The 17,865-nt window shown below is 53.1% G+C and carries 12 protein-coding genes and 9 tRNA genes; 19 read left to right on the top strand and 2 right to left on the bottom strand.

The features are described 5' to 3' along the window. Nucleotide 1 precedes the first annotated feature (1 nt). From nagC to NCTC9997_RS10900, 13 genes are all read left to right on the top strand, one after another. On the top strand, nt 2–1,219 hold the full coding sequence (nagC, locus tag NCTC9997_RS10840) for a DNA-binding transcriptional regulator NagC (protein ID WP_064978062.1): 1,218 nt from the start codon (nt 2–4) through the stop codon (nt 1,217–1,219). Between the two features lie 112 nt (nt 1,220–1,331). Continuing rightward, entirely contained in the window at nt 1,332–2,081 is a 750-nt protein-coding gene (locus tag NCTC9997_RS10845) for an HAD-IIA family hydrolase (protein ID WP_010864255.1), read from the top strand. Nucleotides 2,082–2,205: 124 nt separating this feature from the next. Next, nucleotides 2,206–3,855 carry a cation:proton antiporter family protein gene (locus tag NCTC9997_RS10850; RefSeq protein ID WP_064978063.1) on the top strand — a complete coding sequence of 550 codons (1,650 nt, stop codon included), beginning with the start codon at nt 2,206–2,208 and terminating at the stop codon, nt 3,853–3,855. A gap of 154 nt (nt 3,856–4,009) precedes the next feature. Beyond that, nucleotides 4,010–5,680 (top strand): asparagine synthase B, encoded by a 1,671-nt coding sequence (asnB, locus tag NCTC9997_RS10855; RefSeq protein ID WP_064978064.1) that lies wholly within the window; start codon nt 4,010–4,012, stop codon nt 5,678–5,680. A 527-nt stretch (nt 5,681–6,207) separates the two neighbouring features. Continuing rightward, nucleotides 6,208–6,284: transfer RNA gene (locus NCTC9997_RS10860), tRNA-Met, on the top strand. 12 nt (nt 6,285–6,296) lie between these two features. Next, nucleotides 6,297–6,381, top strand: a tRNA-Leu gene (locus NCTC9997_RS10865). A 34-nt stretch (nt 6,382–6,415) separates the two neighbouring features. Beyond that, nucleotides 6,416–6,490, top strand: a tRNA-Gln gene (locus tag NCTC9997_RS10870). Between the two features lie 48 nt (nt 6,491–6,538). After that, a tRNA-Met gene (locus NCTC9997_RS10875) sits at nt 6,539–6,615 on the top strand. A gap of 22 nt (nt 6,616–6,637) precedes the next feature. Then, a tRNA-Gln gene (locus tag NCTC9997_RS10880) sits at nt 6,638–6,712 on the top strand. A gap of 25 nt (nt 6,713–6,737) precedes the next feature. Then, nucleotides 6,738–6,812, top strand: a tRNA-Gln gene (locus tag NCTC9997_RS10885). A 59-nt stretch (nt 6,813–6,871) separates the two neighbouring features. Next, nucleotides 6,872–6,948 (top strand) — tRNA-Met (locus NCTC9997_RS10890). Nucleotides 6,949–6,967: 19 nt separating this feature from the next. Next, a tRNA-Gln gene (locus NCTC9997_RS10895) sits at nt 6,968–7,042 on the top strand. Between the two features lie 22 nt (nt 7,043–7,064). Continuing rightward, nucleotides 7,065–7,139: transfer RNA gene (locus NCTC9997_RS10900), tRNA-Gln, on the top strand. Nucleotides 7,140–7,423: 284 nt separating this feature from the next. On the opposite strand, the gene ubiF is transcribed toward NCTC9997_RS10900, so the two are convergent. After that, the gene (gene ubiF, locus NCTC9997_RS10905; protein ID WP_064978501.1) at nt 7,424–8,611 is read right to left on the bottom strand and encodes a 3-demethoxyubiquinol 3-hydroxylase; all 1,188 of its coding nucleotides are present in this window, start codon (nt 8,609–8,611) and stop codon (nt 7,424–7,426) included. Between the two features lie 304 nt (nt 8,612–8,915). On the opposite strand from ubiF, the gene miaB reads away from it, so the two are divergent. The 5 genes from miaB to lnt all read left to right on the top strand — a co-directional run bounded on the left by miaB (nt 8,916) and on the right by lnt (nt 14,406). Continuing rightward, a complete protein-coding gene (gene miaB, locus NCTC9997_RS10910) occupies nt 8,916–10,340 on the top strand; it encodes a tRNA (N6-isopentenyl adenosine(37)-C2)-methylthiotransferase MiaB (RefSeq protein ID WP_039045532.1) in 1,425 nt (474 codons plus the stop codon). Between the two features lie 61 nt (nt 10,341–10,401). Then, a complete protein-coding gene (locus NCTC9997_RS10915) occupies nt 10,402–11,508 on the top strand; it encodes a PhoH family protein (RefSeq protein ID WP_010864260.1) in 1,107 nt (368 codons plus the stop codon). Then, complete coding sequence (ybeY, locus tag NCTC9997_RS10920) at nt 11,508–11,981, top strand: rRNA maturation RNase YbeY (RefSeq protein WP_112866333.1); 474 nt, start codon at nt 11,508–11,510, stop codon at nt 11,979–11,981. Before NCTC9997_RS10915 ends, ybeY begins: the two co-directional genes overlap by 1 nt. 17 nt (nt 11,982–11,998) lie before the next feature. Continuing rightward, complete coding sequence (gene corC / locus NCTC9997_RS10925) at nt 11,999–12,877, top strand: CNNM family magnesium/cobalt transport protein CorC (protein ID WP_010864262.1); 879 nt, start codon at nt 11,999–12,001, stop codon at nt 12,875–12,877. Nucleotides 12,878–12,882: 5 nt separating this feature from the next. After that, a complete protein-coding gene (lnt, locus tag NCTC9997_RS10930; RefSeq protein ID WP_064978065.1) occupies nt 12,883–14,406 on the top strand; it encodes an apolipoprotein N-acyltransferase in 1,524 nt (507 codons plus the stop codon). Between the two features lie 141 nt (nt 14,407–14,547). Here the strand turns inward: lnt and NCTC9997_RS10935 are convergent, their stop codons facing one another. Continuing rightward, nucleotides 14,548–15,030 carry a zinc ribbon-containing protein gene (locus NCTC9997_RS10935; protein WP_039045530.1) on the bottom strand — a complete coding sequence of 161 codons (483 nt, stop codon included), beginning with the start codon at nt 15,028–15,030 and terminating at the stop codon, nt 14,548–14,550. 243 nt (nt 15,031–15,273) lie between these two features. Here NCTC9997_RS10935 and leuS point away from each other — a divergent pair, with 243 nt between their 5' ends. Beyond that, nucleotides 15,274–17,859, top strand: coding sequence for a leucine--tRNA ligase (gene leuS, locus NCTC9997_RS10940; RefSeq protein WP_039045529.1), 2,586 nt, complete (start codon nt 15,274–15,276; stop codon nt 17,857–17,859). Nucleotides 17,860–17,865 lie beyond the last annotated feature (6 nt).

Here is a 17,865-nt window from a genome sequence, read left to right on the forward strand (position 1 = left end):
TATGAGCACTGGCGGACAAATTGGTAACGTAGATCTGGTTAAACAACTCAATAGCGCAGCGGTATACCGCCTGATAGACCAGCAAGGGCCTATTTCGCGGATCCAAGTCGCTGATCACAGCCAACTTGCTCCGGCCAGTGTCACCAAGATTACCCGCCAGCTGCTTGAGCGCGGACTGATCAAAGAGGTTGAGCAACAAGCGTCAACCGGCGGTCGCCGCGCTATTTCCATCGTCACCGAAACCCGGCCATTCCACTCTATTGCCGTGCGTTTGGGTCGCCGCGATGCCACGATTTCACTCTACGACCTCAGCAGTAAATCGCTGGCCGAAGAGCACTTTATCTTGCTCCAACACGATCAGGCGCAGCTGGAAAAAGAGCTGATTGAACTGATTGAACAGTTTATCGCCACCCACCAGCGTAAAATTCGCCAACTGATTGCCATGTCCATCACCCTGCCCGGCTTAGTCGACCCCGACACCGGTGTAGTGGAATACATGCCGCATGTTAGCGTGCAACACTGGCCGCTGGCCGATATCTTAAGTCGCCACTTTGACGTCAGCTGTTTTGTCGGTAACGATGTGCGCAGTTTGGCTCTAGCTGAGCACTACTTTGGCGCCAGTCGCGATTGCGAAGATTCCATTTTGATTCGTCTGCATCGGGGTACCGGTGCCGGTATTATTGTGCATGGACAGATTTTCCTCGGCTATAACCGTAACGTTGGCGAAATTGGCCACATCCAAATTGATCCGCTCGGCCCTCGCTGTCACTGCGGTAACTTTGGTTGCTTAGAAACCATCGCTGCCAACAGCGCCATCGAACAGCGCGCGCGTGAATTGCTGCAAGCCGGTTACCCAAGTAAATTGCTCAATGCTGACGATCTGAATATCTACAGCATTTGTCACGCGGCCAATAAGGGCGATTTGCTGGCGGTGGAGCTGATTGAACAAGTGGGCCGTAAACTGGGTCAGGCGATTGCCATTACAGTGAACCTGTTCAACCCGCAAAAAGTGATCATCGCTGGGGAAATTACCGAAGCGCAAAAAGTGCTGTTCCCCGCCATTGAAGCCTGTATTCAGACTCAATCACTCAAAGAATTCCGGCAAAAACTGTCGGTGGTCGCCTCCGAGCTGTATGACAAGCCGACCATCGGTGCGTTTGCCCTTATCAAGCGCTCAATGCTTAATGGTATTTTGCTACAACGTTTGCTGGAACAATAAGCTAACGGCGCAATAATTCACCGCTTTTATCCGGTTGTCATTTTCTCCGTGGTATACTCGTGGGCTGCGCATAATGCAGCCCTACACCTACCTGTGCTAATTCGGAGATGGCATGAAAAAAAGCGTGATCTGTGATATTGACGGTGTGTTACTGCACGACAATACCGCCGTACCCGGAGCAAAAGAATTCCTACATCGCCTGCTCGAGCAAGAAACCCCGCTGGTGATCCTAACCAACTATCCCGTACAGACCGCGCAGGATCTGGCTAACCGCTTTCATTCCGCAGGCCTTGATGTCCCAGAAAGTGTGTTCTATACCGCCGGTATGGCGACCGCTGATTTTCTGCGCCGTCAGGAAGGGAAAAAAGCGTTTGTCATCGGTGAAGGCGCCTTAATTCACGAACTGTATAAGGCCGGTTTTACCATCACCGATATCAACCCCGATTTCGTGATTGTGGGCGAAACCCGCTCCTACAACTGGGATATGATCCATAAAGCCGCGCGCTTTGTGGCTAATGGTGCGCGTTTTATTGCCACCAACCCCGATACCCACGGCCCAAGTTATGCCCCTGCCTGCGGTGCACTGTGCGCCCCAATTGAAAAAATTACCGGCCGTAAGCCGTTTTTCGTCGGCAAACCAAGCCCGTGGATTATCCGTGCCGCGCTGAACAAGATGCAGGCGCACTCCGAAAACACCCTGATCATCGGCGATAACTTGCGTACCGATATTCTGGCAGGCTTTCAGGCCGGTCTGGAGACCGTTTTGGTGCTCTCTGGGGTATCTAAGCATGCCGATATCGAGACCATGCCGTTTAGGCCGAATCATGTTTTTGATTCAGTGGCTGACATCGATATTTTATAATCACAAACACCGCGCTAACGCGGTGTTTTGTTAAGGGCCTTATCGCCATGCACTAACATTCAATGCAACGGCTTGATTAATCTCTAATGGACAGGTCAGTGTCTCTGACCCTGCAAAGGAACGCATGATAGATTCTCAACTCCTGCTACTCATCAGTATTGCTTTTTTTGCCGGCTTTGCAGTGCAACGTGTCGGCTTACCTCCGCTCATCGGTTTTTTAGTGGCCGGTTTTGGCCTGAATGTCGCGGGTTTCAGTGCCGGTAGCCCTCTGAGCGCTCTGGCTGATCTCGGGGTAACGTTGCTGCTGTTTACCATCGGCCTCAAGCTGGATATCCGGCTGTTGATGCGCCGCGAAGTGCTGGTCGGCGCCAGTGGCTACACCCTGCTGTCATCCTTAAGTGTGGCGTTGGTTTTGACCTTGTTGAAGGTCACCACCTTGCTGCTGGTAATGCAGTTGGATTTTTCTAACGCTCTGCTGCTCGGCTTTGCGTTAAGTTTTTCCTCTACGGTACTGGCCGTCAAAGCCATGCAAGAGCGTGGAGAGCTGCTCAGTACCTATGGCCGATTAGCCCTTGGGATCTTAGTTATTCAAGATCTGTTCGCCGTCATCTTCTTAAGTGCCTCTACCGGTAAATTACCGCATCCGTGGGCGGCGTTACTGCTGCTGTTGCCACTGTGTCGTCCTGTGCTATATCGGCTGCTGGATAAACTCGGCCACGATGAGATTTTGGTGCTGGGTGGCATTTTCCTTGCTCTGATCCCAGGGGCGGCTCTGTTTAGCTGGTGTGGCTTGAAACCGGATCTGGGCGCGCTGATTATCGGGATGCTGTTTGCCGGTCATTCTCGCGCATCGGAACTGTCTAAATCGCTGTTCAATCTGCGCGAACTGTTCTTAATCTGCTTTTTCCTGCAAATCGGTCTTGAGGAGATCCCAAGCTGGCAAGGCTTAGGTATGGCGGTGTTACTGCTGTTTTTATTGCCAGTCAAAGCGGCGCTCTACTATCTGGCCGCACGTCTGTTTCGGTTTCGGATCCGTACCAGCTTACAGCTGGCGATGACCTTGTGTAACTACAGTGAATTTGGCCTGATTGTCGGCGGTATTGCCGTACGCCAAGGGTTACTCAGCAGCAGCTGGTTGGTGGTGCTGGCACTGACGACCGCGCTGTCATTCCTGATTTCTGTACCACTGAACAAGATGACCGATCGCTTGTATGCCATTTTACGCAAGCAGGCGAAACCAGATGAAAACCGCAATCTGCACCCTGATGACCGCCTGATTGACCCCGGCGATGCGCAAATCCTGGTTCTCGGCATGGGGCGCATTGGCTCTGGGGCTTATGATGAGCTGCGCGAGCGTTATGGCGATATTTTGCTCGGTATCGAGTCCAACCCCGAAAGCGTGCTCGCACATCGGCAAAGCGGACGTAACGTAATTCAAGGCGATGCCACTGACCCTGATTTTTGGGAGCGCGTACGACCGCGCGGCAATGTGAAGTTAATCTTGCTGGCGATGCCACACTGGCAAGTGAACCATTTTGCGCTGGATCACCTGCACCATCGTCAATTTACCGGCCGTATTGCCGCCATTGCCGAATACCAAGATGAAGTGGAAAAGCTAACCGGTGACGGTGTCCACGCCGCATTCAATATCTATAACGAAGCCGGTAGTGGTTTTGCTCGCCACGTGATCAGCCATTTATCCACCGATCAACTTTTTGGCCGTTTTGATGAGGATACGATAAAAACGCCAGCGGTAAGGATAACCAATATCTAACTAAACTCATTTATGGATGAAGATTCATCAATCAAGGTCAGAAAAAATGCTTGCAAAAATTCTGCGCCTTGGCACATTGAATGAACAAAACCTGTACGGCTCAGCTCCGATAGGTGAGCCGGTTTAAAAGATCGCAACTGCAAGGAAAGAAAGTATGTGTTCGATTTTTGGTATTTTAGAGCTGAAGTCTGATCCCAGTGAGCTGCGCAAAAAAGCCCTGGAGATGTCCAAATTACTGCGTCACCGTGGGCCAGACTGGTCCGGGATCTATGCCACAGACAAAGCCATCTTAGCGCACGAGCGCTTGGCGATTGTCGATGTGAATAACGGAGCTCAGCCACTGTTTAATGCCGAAAAGACCCACATCCTTGCGGTAAACGGTGAGATCTACAACCACAAAGCGCTGCGTGCCGCGCAGCCAGACTACGCGTTCCAAACTGATTCGGATTGCGAAGTGATTTTGTCACTGTATCAGCAGAATGGTCCTGACTTCCTTGACCAGCTGTACGGCATGTTTGCGTTTGTACTGTATGACGCCGAGCAAGATGCCTACCTGATTGGGCGCGATCATATCGGTATCATCCCGCTGTACATGGGGTATGACGAGCACGGTAACCTGTATGTGGCCTCTGAGATGAAAGCGCTGGTGCCGGTGTGCCGCACCATCAAAGAATTCCCAGCAGGCTCATATCTGTGGAGCAAAGACGGTGAGATCCGCCGTTACTATCAACGTGACTGGATGGAGTACGATGCGGTTAAAGATGCCGTCACCGATCCTAACCAGCTGCGTGAAGCCTTCGAAGATGCGGTGAAAAGCCATTTGATGTCTGATGTGCCGTATGGCGTATTGCTCTCTGGGGGGCTGGACTCGTCGGTGGTCTCCGCCATCACCAAAAAGTTTGCCGCCCGCCGTATTGAAGATAATGAGCAAAGCGAAGCTTGGTGGCCACAGCTGCACTCATTCGCGGTCGGACTCAAAGGCTCACCAGATCTGGCCGCCGCCCAAGAGGTCGCGAACCACCTTGGTACCGTACACCATGAGATCCATTTTACGGTGCAAGAAGGGCTGGATGCGATCCGCGATGTGATTTATCACATTGAGACCTATGATGTGACCACCATCCGCGCTTCAACTCCGATGTACCTGATGGCGCGTAAAATCAAAGCCATGGGCATTAAGATGGTGCTCTCCGGTGAAGGCTCCGATGAAGTGTTTGGTGGCTATCTCTACTTCCACAAAGCGCCTAACGCCAAAGAGCTGCACGAAGAGACCGTACGCAAATTGCTGGCCCTGCACATGTATGACTGCGCCCGCGCCAACAAAGCGATGGCCGCATGGGGTGTGGAAGCGCGCGTGCCATTCTTGGATAAACGCTTCTTAGATGTGGCCATGCGCATTAATCCGCAGGACAAAATGTGCGGCAATGGTAAAATCGAAAAGCATATCCTGCGTGAATGTTTTGCCCACTATCTGCCCGCCAGTATTGCATGGCGTCAGAAAGAGCAGTTTTCTGATGGCGTCGGTTACAGCTGGATTGACTCGCTAAAAGCGCAAGCCGAGCAGCAAGTGACCGAGCAACAGATGGCGACGGCACGTTTTCGTTTCCCTTACAACACGCCAACCACCAAGGAAGCCTACGTATACCGGGAAATCTTTGAAGAGCTGTTCCCACAACCTAGCGCAGCGGAGTGCGTGCCAGGCGGTCCATCGGTGGCCTGCTCGTCGGCTAAAGCCATTGAGTGGGATGAAGCTTTCAAAAATATGGCTGACCCATCCGGTCGCGCCGTCGCCGGTGTACACGTGGATGCCTACAAAGGCGCATAAGCCAAATAGCGCACTGACTTCACGCAATAGAACTCAGTCGCACTAAGTAACGCTCAGCAGTCCGGTCATGGTGTAATCACATCCTTAACATCGGCCGGACTGCATCAACACGCAAGACAGCTCATCGATAGACCAATTCACCCGCCACAACTTACTTAAATCAGCGCAAAAACGGATTTTCACCGTTCAAAATGCTGATTAACGCCTTTCTACATGATTCTTCGCGGCGAAAGTTGATTATCTCTTGACCATTTACATTATCGCGCTAGCGGGTAAAGTGAGAAGAGTGGAAAGTAGCGGTAAATTTGTCATGCCGAGCGCACACTTTTTCTGTGCTCTATCACACGAGTTTTGACAAACAACTGATTAATTTTTAAACTTTTCTTGTTTTTTTTTCACCAAACTGGTTGCAAGACAGGCAAACAGGGTAAAATTAGAAATCTTGGCATAAAAAAGGGTTGACGGTTTTCGCTGGGATACGCATAATGCGCCCCGCAACGCCGATGAGGTGACGCGATAAAAAAGATGGCTATGTAGCTCAGCTGGTTAGAGCACAGCACTCATAATGCTGGGGTCACAGGTTCGAATCCCGTCATAGCCACCATCTTTTTTTAGCGCGGAAGTGGCGAAATTGGTAGACGCACCAGATTTAGGTTCTGGCGCCGCAAGGTGTGTGGGTTCAAGTCCCTCCTTCCGCACCATGTCACTGATTTAGGTATTGCAGATTTACGAGATTGGGGTGTCGCCAAGCGGTAAGGCAGCGGGTTTTGATCCCGCCATGCCCAGGTTCGAATCCTGGCACCCCAGCCATCTCCTTGTTCGTTGAAAAACGGCAGAAGATGGGTGAAACAATACGATGGCTATGTAGCTCAGCTGGTTAGAGCACAGCACTCATAATGCTGGGGTCACAGGTTCGAATCCCGTCATAGCCACCATTTCACTGCGTAAATATTCTTTTGGGGTGTCGCCAAGCGGTAAGGCAGCGGGTTTTGATCCCGCCATGCCCAGGTTCGAATCCTGGCACCCCAGCCAATTTAAGTTGTATTGAATACCCGGATGGGGTGTCGCCAAGCGGTAAGGCAGCGGGTTTTGATCCCGCCATGCCCAGGTTCGAATCCTGGCACCCCAGCCATTCAATACACAGTTTCTGAAATCGTGAAAAACCGATCTTCGGGAGCACAACAGATTAATGGCTATGTAGCTCAGCTGGTTAGAGCACAGCACTCATAATGCTGGGGTCACAGGTTCGAATCCCGTCATAGCCACCATTAATTTGAAACACCTTGTTGGGGTGTCGCCAAGCGGTAAGGCAGCGGGTTTTGATCCCGCCATGCCCAGGTTCGAATCCTGGCACCCCAGCCACATTTTAAAGTGAAACACCTGTTGGGGTGTCGCCAAGCGGTAAGGCAGCGGGTTTTGATCCCGCCATGCCCAGGTTCGAATCCTGGCACCCCAGCCACTCTTCACGAAGTAAAAAGGCCTGCTTTTAGCGGGCCTTTTTGCTATCTGGCGTTCAGCTATTTCTTTCTCCCTTTCTCATTATTTGGGCTAGCCATGACTTGGCTAGGCGCTTCGGGCTGTATTTGAGCGCTGCGCGACACAAAAAAACCGGCGCTCGTGTGAGGTCGCCGGTTAGATAGGTTGTATATCCGTTCTATTTGAAGCGGCAGCAATGTTGGCTACGTTGCCGCAGCGCGCTGCCTTACCATGTTCTCTTCTTACACTGATCTTGTGCTCAGGGCGCTACAGGCCAAGCGCGTAACGCAGTGCCTGACGTTTGAGCACGCCAGACTTATCCGCAACCATCAGCCCGACATTGCGCAGCATACGCAGCGGCGGTAAATCGTTACTGAACAGGCCATAGAACAGATCCATACCCGATTGCATCAGTAAGTTATCCGGTCGACGGCGACACTCATAACGGCGCAGCACCGCCAGAGAGCCAATCTCTTCTTGATGGCTGACCGCACTGTCCAATACCTCCAGCAAGGCTTGCACATCTTTAAAGCCCAGATTGACGCCCTGCCCTGCCAGCGGATTAATGGTGTGCGCCGCATCCCCCAGCAATGCTAGTCCCGGTAACACATACTGCTGCGCATGACGACGCACCAGCGCGAACGCGCCTTTATCTAGCACCTCAAACTCGCCCAAACGCGCCGGAAAGGCTTGGCTGATAGCTTTGTGTAACTGCGCATTCGGCAATGCCGACAGCTGTTTGATGCGCGCCGGTTTGTCATACCACACCAGCGACCCATGCTGACCATACAGCGGCAAAAATGCCCGCGGGCCAGACGGATAAAAACGCTGCCACGTAGTGTCTTGCTGCGAAGCGGCGGTTTTCACCGTGACTAATAAGCAAGACTGACGATACTGCCAGCCACTTAAGCCAATACCGGCTTGGACACGCACGCGTGATTGCGCGCCATCTGCGCCCGCGAGCAAGCGCGGTAGCCATTGACGACCATCGGCCAAGGTCAGTCGCCAACGGTTATCCTCGCGCGTAAGGGTAAAGCCTTCGGACTCACACAGCAGCGTCACCTTTGGATGCGCCTGCAACGCTTGCCACAACGCCAGCTGTACCACGCAGTTTTCCACGATATGACCGAGCTCGGGCAAATTGAGCTCTTGCGCTGAAAAGCGGGTCTGCGCCCCTTCCCACTCCCAGGTTTCTAAGTGGCGGTACGGACAGGTGCGCATAGCCTGAATCTGTGGCCAGACGCCTAAGCGCTGCAACAGAGCGACCGACGCCACACTGATGGCTGAAACGCGCACTTGCGGTGGCAGCTCAGCTGACCAAGGTTCGGGCTCGTGTTGTTCGAGCACGGTGACGCTGAGCCCCTGCTGCGCTGCGCCAAGCGCCAAAGCCGCGCCGACCATGCCACCACCGACCACCAGCAGATCCGGCGTAAGCGTATGTTGTTGCCTGTCCATATCCATACCTGACATCTGTAAATATCATCTGTGATTATGCTTACGGTGAAGTGTACCGGATTTGCCCGCCGCACTCAGCGCCGAAGGCCACTGATTCAAGAAAAAGTTCACGCCTTGCTCAGACCTCGTTTTCCTACACTATGCCTTCACAGCCCCAAAAGCGGCATTAGGTGCACAGCGGTTAAAAACCGATACGCAAACCAACTGGTCACCGGTCAGGTGAATGAGTAGAATAGTTCGCTTGCATACTGTCTGCCCGCCGCGACGGGCCGGCGTTTCACTTTGTTTTGGGCACTGAGATTCGATGACGAAGAAACTTCACATCAAAACCTGGGGCTGCCAGATGAATGAATACGATTCATCTAAAATGGCCGATCTGCTGGACTCCACTCACGGTTACCAGCTCACTGAAGAAGCAGAAGAGGCAGACGTTCTGCTGCTGAATACCTGCTCCATTCGGGAAAAAGCGCAGGAAAAAGTGTTCCATCAACTGGGACGCTGGAAAAACCTGAAAGAGAAAAACCCAGATCTGATCATCGGGGTGGGTGGCTGTGTGGCGTCACAAGAAGGCGACCATATCCGTCAGCGCGCACCGTATGTGGATATCGTATTCGGCCCACAAACCCTGCACCGTTTGCCTGAGATGATCAATCGTCTGCGCGGCAATCGCAGCCCGATTGTGGATGTCAGCTTCCCTGAAATCGAGAAGTTTGACCGCCTGCCTGAGCCACGAGCAGAAGGCCCGACGGCTTTCGTTTCTATCATGGAAGGCTGCAACAAATATTGTACTTACTGCGTGGTACCGTATACCCGTGGTGAGGAAGTAAGCCGTCCGGCAGATGATATCCTGCTGGAAATCGCGCAATTGGCCGCACAAGGCGTGCGTGAGATTAACCTGCTGGGTCAAAACGTGAACGCGTATCGCGCCACTAACCATGATGGCAGCGAGTGCACCTTCGCCGAACTGCTGCGTTTGGTTGCCTCTATCGATGGTATCGACCGTTTGCGCTTTACCACCAGCCACCCGATCGAGTTTACTGACGACATCATCGCGGTGTACGAAGACACCCCTGAGCTTGTGAGCTTCCTGCACCTGCCGGTACAAAGCGGCTCCGATCGCATTTTGACCATGATGAAGCGTGCGCACACGGCGCTGGAATACAAATCGCTGATCCGCAAGATCCGCAAAGCGCGCCCAGGCATTCAGATCAGCTCTGACTTTATCGTCGGCTTCCCAGGTGAAACCCAAGAAGACTTCGAGCAGACCATGAAACTGATTGCCGATGTAGAATTCGACATGAGCTACAGCTTTGTCTTCTCTGCACGCCCAGGTACACCGGCAGCCGATATGCCGGATGATGTGCCGGAAGAAGAGAAAAAGCAGCGTCTGTACATTCTGCAAGAGCGCATTAACCAGCAAGCGATGCAGTTTAGCCGCCGTATGCTCGGCACCACACAGCGTATTTTGGTGGAAGGCTTGTCACGTAAGAGCGTGATGGAGCTGTCTGGCCGTACCGAGAACAACCGCGTGGTGAACTTCGAAGGTACACCGGATCTGATTGGTAAATTTGTTGATGTCGAAATCACCGATGTCAATCCGAACTCCCTGCGCGGTAAACTGCTGCGCACCGAAGATGAAATGAATCTGCGGGTCGTCGAGTCACCAGAGAGCGTGATCGCCCGTACCCGTAAGGAAGATGATTTAGGGGTTGGTACTTACGCACCTTAAATCCTCTTAAGCGCTTAACTGACACTGCCCGCGCTGCGGGCAGTAATTTAAGAGGTTGAATTTGAACAAGGTCTATACCCACGAAATTTCCCTGACCCCCGCGGATAACAAGCGTCTGCTGAGTCTGTGCGGCCCGTTTGACGACAACTTAAAACAGCTGGAGCGCCGTCTGGGCGTGGAAATTATCCGTCGTGATAACTTTTTCCAGATCTCTGGCAAACAACTGTGTGTAGAGGCGGTCAGCCAAATTCTCACGCGTTTGTATGTGGATACCGCGCCGGTGCGTGGCGTGATCCCTGATTTGGAGCCGGACCAAATCCATCTGGCTATCACCGAAAGTCGTGTGCTGGAGCAGGTCAATGCTGAGTTGCCGCAATACGGCAAAGAAGTGGTGATCAAAACCAAACGCGGTCTGATTAAGCCACGTACGCCAAATCAAGCCCATTACATTGCCAATATCCTTGGCCATGACATCACCTTTGGCGTCGGCCCAGCCGGTACCGGTAAAACCTATCTGGCGGTTGCGGCCGCAGTCGATGCACTGGAGCGTCAAGAGATCCGTCGTATCCTGTTGACGCGTCCTGCGGTAGAGGCCGGTGAAAAGCTAGGCTTTTTGCCGGGCGATCTGAGCCAGAAAGTCGACCCGTATCTGCGTCCGCTGTACGATGCGTTGTTCGAGATGCTGGGTTTTGAGCGCGTAGAAAAGCTGATTGAGCGCAACGTGATTGAAATCGCCCCGCTGGCTTACATGCGTGGCCGAACCTTGAACGATGCCTTCATCATTTTGGATGAAAGCCAGAACACCACCAGCGAACAGATGAAAATGTTCCTGACGCGAATTGGCTTTAATTCCAAAGCGGTGATCACCGGTGACGTCACGCAGGTTGACTTACCACGTGGCCAGCGCTCTGGCTTGCGTCACGCCATTGAAGTGCTGAAGGATGTGGAAGACATCAGCTTCAACTTCCTAATGACCGAAGATATCGTGCGTCATCCGGTTGTCGCCCGTGTAGTGCAGGCCTATGAAGCGTGGGATGCACAGGACCAGCGTCACCGAGAAGAAAAGGCTGAACAGCGTCGCCTAGAAGCTTTAGCGCTGTCAGCGCCAGCAGCGACTTCGGAAGTGACTGAAATTACAGCACTTGCTCCTACCAGTGAGAACGAATAATAATGAGCGTGGAACTCGATCTGCAGATTGCCTGTCAGAATGATACCGGTTTACCGGCCGCCGCTGACTTTCAGCGTTGGCTCGATGGCGCAGTGCTCGGCTTTCAACCGGAAGCCGAAGTCACCATCCGCATTGTGGATGAAGAAGAAAGCCATCATCTAAATTTAACCTATCGCGGCAAAGATAAGCCTACCAATGTGTTATCTTTCCCGTTTGAAGCCCCGCCAGGCATTGAACTGCCGTTGCTGGGCGATCTGATTATCTGCCGTCAGGTTGTTGAAGCCGAAGCGGTAGAGCAACAAAAGGAGCTTTCGGCCCACTGGGCTCATATGGTGGTACACGGCAGTTTGCATCTGCTGGGCTATGATCATATTGAGGACGAAGAAGCCGAAGAAATGGAGTCTTTGGAAACAGAAATCATGCAGGAGATGGGTTATCCCGATCCGTATGCTGCCGAAAAAGACCTGGATTAACTAACTAAATAGAGCACATGAGCGACGACCATTCGCAAAACACTGATGGCCCCAGTCAGAAAAAGGGATTCTTCAGTCAGCTGTTAACCCAGCTTTTTCACGGTGAACCGAAAAACCGTGATGAACTGTTTGAGGTCCTGCGGGACTCCGAGCAGAACGAGCTGATCGATCAGGAAACCCGCGAGATGATCGAGGGTGTCATGGAAATCTCCGAACTGCGTGTTCGCGATATCATGATCCCCCGTTCTCAGATCGTTACCCTGAAGGTCAACCAGTCACTGGATGAGTGTATTGACGTGATTATTCAATCCGCCCATTCACGTTTTCCGGTGATCAGCGAAGACAAAGATCACATCGAAGGCCTGCTGATGGCCAAGGATCTGCTGCCGTTTATGCGTAGCGATGCCGAGCCGTTTGCCATCAGCAAAGTGCTGCGCCCTGCCGTGGTAGTGCCAGAAAGTAAGCGGGTTGACCGCATGCTGAAGGACTTCCGCTCACAGCGCTACCACATGGCTATCGTGATCGATGAATTCGGTGGGGTGTCCGGTCTAGTAACCATCGAAGATATTCTCGAGGAGATCGTCGGCGAGATTGAAGATGAGTACGACGAAGAGGACGATCGTGATATTCGTCAGCTGAGCCGGCATACCTTTGCGGTCAATGCCCTCGCCCCGATTGACGAATTTAATGACGCCTTTGGCACCCACTTCAGTGATGAAGAGGTCGACACTATCGGTGGTCTGATCATGCAAAGCTTCGGCCATCTTCCCGCGCGGGGAGAGCAGGTCACCATCGATGGCTATCAGTTTAAGGTCACCATGGCGGACAGCCGCCGGATAATTCAAGTGCGGGTAACCATTCCCGACGATGCCCCTCAACCTGATTTGGCTGACTGAGCTGTATGATGCAACTGTTAACTCGCCGGCGGTTTGCGCTACCGCTGGCGGCGCTGTTTGGCGCCTTGGGTACACTGGCCTACTCCCCGTTTGATTTTTGGCCGTGTGCTCTGCTGTCTTTGATGGGATTACTCCTGCTGACCTTAAACCGTTCGGCCAAACAGGCTGCGTTGGTTGGGTTTGTCTGGGGGTTTGCCCTGTTTATCACCGGCATTAGCTGGATCAACGTCAGTATCCAGCAATTTGGCGGGTTACCGGTGGCGGTCGGCTGGGTATTGGTGGCGTTACTGGCTGCCTACCTGTCGCTCTATCCGGCGCTGTTTGCCGCCTTACTGGCGCGCCTCTTGCCGTATGCCAATGCTGCGCGTTTGGTGTTTGCCGCGCCGGTACTGTGGACCTTCACCGAGTTTCTGCGCGGCTGGATGCTTACCGGCTTCCCGTGGCTGCAATTTGGCTATACCCAGATTGATGGCCCACTGCACGGGCTGGGGCCCATCACTGGCGTGCAAGGCATTACCTTTGCCCTGATGCTCATCAGCGGCCTGCTGACGCTGGCGCTGGTGCGTCGTAAGGTGATCCCTGCCGTAGTCGCGGTCGCACTACCACTCGCGGCATTGCCACTGGCTAATCTGCATTGGGTGAAAGCCGATGGCGAGCGCAAAATCAACGTGGCGCTGGTTCAGGGCAATATCGATCAGGAGCTCAAGTGGGAGCCAGCGTATCGGATCCCGACACTGCAAACTTACCTCGATATGTCGCGTCCGTATCTGCAACGCGGCGATCTGGTGATTTGGCCGGAAGCGGCGATTCCGTCACTGGAAACCGAGGAAAATGAGCTGCTGAGCATGCTCGATAGCATCACCCGCAGCAATAAATCGATGCTGATCACCGGTGTGGTGGATCGTAATCCGCAGACCAAGCAGTTCTTTAACACGGTGATTGTGCTCGGTGATCCGCAAGAGACCTATCAATACCCAACCCGTAATCGCTATAACAAGAACCATCTGGTGCTGTTTGGCGAATACGTACCGTTTGAAGGTTTGCTGCGTGAAATTGCCCCGCTGTTCAATCTGCCGATGTCTTCATTTAGCCGCGGCGATTACCTGCAGCCGGATCTGCGGGCCGGTCAATTCCATCTGGAAACCGCTATCTGCTACGAAATTATTCTGGGCAGCCGGATGCGCGCTAATTTCCTGCAAAATCCGGATACCGATTTCCTGCTGACTGTCTCTAATGATGCGTGGTTTGGTCACTCTATCGGCCCGTGGCAGCATTTCCAGATGGCACGCATGCGCGCTCTGGAACTGGGTCGCCCACTGCTACGCGCCACCAATAACGGCGTCACTGCCGTGATTGATAGCAATGGCGAAATTCAGCAGCAGATCCCGCAATTCAAAACTGCGGTGCTGAGCGCGACCGTGGTGCCGATGCGCGGTGAAACACCCTATGCTCGGTTTGGTGACTGGCCATTGTGGATTGCATCTCTCTTAGCCATCGCAGCGGCGGCGGTTTTACGTCAGCGCCGTTAATGGTGAGTGGCGACCGCTGAGTAGCCACACCGTAAGCAACGTATCTGCACCGCAAACAAAAACGCCGTCTTAGGACGGCGTTTTTCTTATCTTGAATACTGTTGTCTTAAATGTTGCTATCTGGAATATCGTCAATCCGCGTTACGGCTGAAATGGCTGACGGCTAAACTCGGTACCACCGCATTTTGGACACACCGGCAACACATCCGGATGGTTGAACACCAAACGATGATGGCAATGTTCGCACACCAGATTCCCCAAACCGACAATCTCGCCGCTTTGGTATACCCCGTGGTGAGTTACATCATCAATCACCTCACGCCATTCCAGCTGGGTTTTATCAGTGATCTCCGCCAACCCCTGCCAGATACTTTCTTTCAGGCTCAGGTAGAACACCCCGTCTTTGAACGCCGCCTTGCTCTCTTCATATGACTGCGCAAACTCCGCCAAGTCACGTTCGATATAAGCATTGATCAGAGCCAACTCATCACGGGTCAGATCGCTGGTTGCATTCAGATAAGCTTCGGTGGTCTCCACCGCCTTATTAATCTGGTGTTCACCGGTTTGCAAATCACGGGTGAAACGCTCGATAAACGCCTGATAGTACTTTGTCCACTTACTCATCATGCCTCCTCAGCCTGCAAGGCTGTACCGGTAGATAGCGGCTTGTTCGCGGCCAGCAACACCACCACGGGCGCTGCTCTATTCAGTGTAATCTGCAAGAAAAGAGTACTCCATCGACAGCAAAACACTAAACTCCGACGGGAAAAGCCGGTTGCTATTGTTGCACCTTGCTTCAATACGTTATTCTATGAGAATTTCTAAGTGTGATACTTAACTAACCCCACAGAATTCTGGATTGTCAGCATGCAAGAGCAATACCGCCCGGAAGACCTTGAAGGCAAGGTTCAGCAACATTGGGATACCAAAAAAACGTTTCAGGTTACCGAAGATGCCAGCAAAGAGAAGTTTTATTGCCTCTCCATGTTCCCGTATCCATCCGGCCGCCTGCACATGGGTCACGTGCGTAACTACACCATCGGTGATGTGATCTCCCGCTACCAGCGCATGCAGGGCAAAAACGTTCTGCAACCTATCGGTTGGGATGCGTTCGGCCTGCCAGCAGAAAACGCGGCGATCAAAAATAAGACCGCGCCAGCGCCGTGGACTTACGACAACATCGAATACATGAAAAACCAGCTGAAAATGCTGGGCTTTGGCTATGACTGGAAGCGTGAAATCGCTACCTGCAAGCCAGAATACTATCGTTGGGAGCAGTGGTTCTTCACCAAACTGTACGAAAAAGGTCTGGTCTACAAGAAAACCTCTTCCGTGAACTGGTGCCCGAATGACCAAACCGTTCTGGCTAACGAGCAAGTAATCGAAGGTTGCTGCTGGCGTTGTGACACCAAAGTTGAACAAAAAGAGATCCCACAGTGGTTCATCAAGATCACTGACTACGCCGATCAGCTGCTGAGCGATCTGGACGGTCTGAACGAATGGCCAGACATGGTGAAAACCATGCAGCGCAACTGGATTGGCCGCTCCGAAGGGGTCGACATCACCTTTGATATCGACGGCATGGATGACACGCTGACCGTGTACACCACCCGTCCAGATACCTTCATGGGCGTGACCTATGTCGGTATTGCCGCCGGTCACCCACTGGCGCAAAAAGCCGCTGAGAACAACCCTGAGCTGGCGGCTTTCATCAACGAATGCCGCAACACCAAGGTGGCCGAAGCTGAGCTGGCGACCATGGAGAAAAAAGGCGTGGCCACCGGCCTGTACGCTATCCACCCACTGAACGGCCGCAAGGTGCCTGTATGGGTAGCGAACTTTGTACTGATGGGCTACGGCACCGGCGCAGTCATGGCGGTACCAGCGCACGATCAGCGCGATTATGAATTTGCCACCAAGTACAGCCTGCCAATTGACGCGGTAATCAAACCGGCTGACGGTAGCGAGCTGGATATCTCCGCTCAGGCATACACTGAAAAAGGCATTCTGTTTAACTCTGGTGAGTTCGACGGTCTGGACTTCGATGGCGCGTTCAATGCCGTTGCTGACAAGCTGAACAGCATCGGTAAAGGCGAGCGCCGCGTGAACTTCCGTCTGCGTGACTGGGGTGTGTCTCGTCAGCGTTACTGGGGCGCGCCAATTCCAATGATCACTTTGGAAGACGGCACCGTAATCCCAACACCAGAAGACATGCTGCCGGTCGTGCTGCCAGAAGACGTGACCATGGACGGCGTACAAAGCCCAATCAAAGCCGATCCAGAGTGGGCGAAAGTGACCGTTAACGGTCAGCCAGCCCTGCGCGAAACCGACACCTTCGATACCTTCATGGAATCCTCTTGGTATTACTCACGTTATACCTGCCCGGATTACAACGACGGTATGCTGAACCCAGCAGCAGCTAACTACTGGCTGCCAGTGGATCAGTACATCGGTGGTATCGAGCACGCGACCATGCACCTGCTGTACTTCCGCTTCTTCCACAAGCTGCTGCGCGATGCCGGTCTGGTTAACTCCGACGAGCCAGCGAAGCGCCTGCTGTGCCAAGGCATGGTACTGGCTGATGCGTTCTACTACACCGGTAGCAACGGTGAGCGTATTTGGGTATCCCCAACCGACGCTATCATCACCGAGCGTGATGACAAGGGCCGCATCCTGAAAGCACAAGACCAAGACGGCCATGAGCTGGTGTATGCCGGCATGAGCAAGATGTCGAAGTCCAAGAACAACGGTATCGATCCACAAGAAATGGTGGAAAAATACGGTGCTGACACCGTGCGTCTGTTCATGATGTTCGCCTCTCCAGCCGAAATGACACTGGAATGGCAAGAGTCTGGCGTTGAAGGTGCGAACCGCTTCCTGAAGCGTCTGTGGCGTCTGGCCTTTGAACATCTGGCACAAGGCCCTGTTAGTGCGCTGGATGTGGCTGCGCTGAACGCAGATCAAAAAGCGCTGCGTCGCGATCTGCACAAAACCATCGCTAAAGTGAGCGACGACATCGGCCGTCGTCAGACCTTCAACACCGCGATTGCGGCTGTGATGGAGCTGATGAACAAGCTGACCCGTATGCCACAAGAGACCGAGCAAGATCGCGCTCTGCTGCAAGAAGCGCTGATGGCAGTGGTACGTATGCTGTACCCAATCACACCACACATCTGCTTTGCTCTGTGGCAAGAGCTGGGCGGCGAAGGTGATATCGACGTTGCTCCATGGCCAGTGGCTGACGAAGCGGCAATGGTCGAAGACAGCAAGCTGGTCGTGGTACAGGTGAACGGTAAGCTGCGCGGTAAAGTGACTGTTGCAGCCGATGCCACCGAAGAGCAAGTGAAGGAAGTAGCCTTTGCTGATGCCAACATCGCCAAACACATGGAAGGCGTGAGCATCCGTAAGGTGATCTACGTACCTGGCAAACTGCTGAACGTGGTTGTCGGCTAACACAGG

This window comes from Plesiomonas shigelloides (assembly GCF_900087055.1).
GTDB classification, from domain to species: domain Bacteria; phylum Pseudomonadota; class Gammaproteobacteria; order Enterobacterales; family CAMTGL01; genus Plesiomonas; species Plesiomonas shigelloides.

Excerpts from the sequence above, each read along its gene's own strand:
- nagC (WP_064978062.1), top strand. The coding sequence starts at position 2 with ATGAGCACTGGCGGACAAATTGGTAACGTAGATCTGGTTAAACAACTC.
- NCTC9997_RS10845 (WP_010864255.1), top strand. The coding sequence starts at position 1,332 with ATGAAAAAAAGCGTGATCTGTGATATTGACGGTGTGTTACTGCACGAC.
- NCTC9997_RS10850 (WP_064978063.1), top strand. The coding sequence starts at position 2,206 with ATGATAGATTCTCAACTCCTGCTACTCATCAGTATTGCTTTTTTTGCC.
- asnB (WP_064978064.1), top strand. The coding sequence starts at position 4,010 with ATGTGTTCGATTTTTGGTATTTTAGAGCTGAAGTCTGATCCCAGTGAG.
- ubiF (WP_064978501.1), bottom strand. The coding sequence starts at position 8,611 with ATGGACAGGCAACAACATACGCTTACGCCGGATCTGCTGGTGGTCGGT.
- miaB (WP_039045532.1), top strand. The coding sequence starts at position 8,916 with ATGACGAAGAAACTTCACATCAAAACCTGGGGCTGCCAGATGAATGAA.
- corC (WP_010864262.1), top strand. The coding sequence starts at position 11,999 with ATGAGCGACGACCATTCGCAAAACACTGATGGCCCCAGTCAGAAAAAG.
- lnt (WP_064978065.1), top strand. The coding sequence starts at position 12,883 with ATGATGCAACTGTTAACTCGCCGGCGGTTTGCGCTACCGCTGGCGGCG.
- NCTC9997_RS10935 (WP_039045530.1), bottom strand. The coding sequence starts at position 15,030 with ATGAGTAAGTGGACAAAGTACTATCAGGCGTTTATCGAGCGTTTCACC.
- leuS (WP_039045529.1), top strand. The coding sequence starts at position 15,274 with ATGCAAGAGCAATACCGCCCGGAAGACCTTGAAGGCAAGGTTCAGCAA.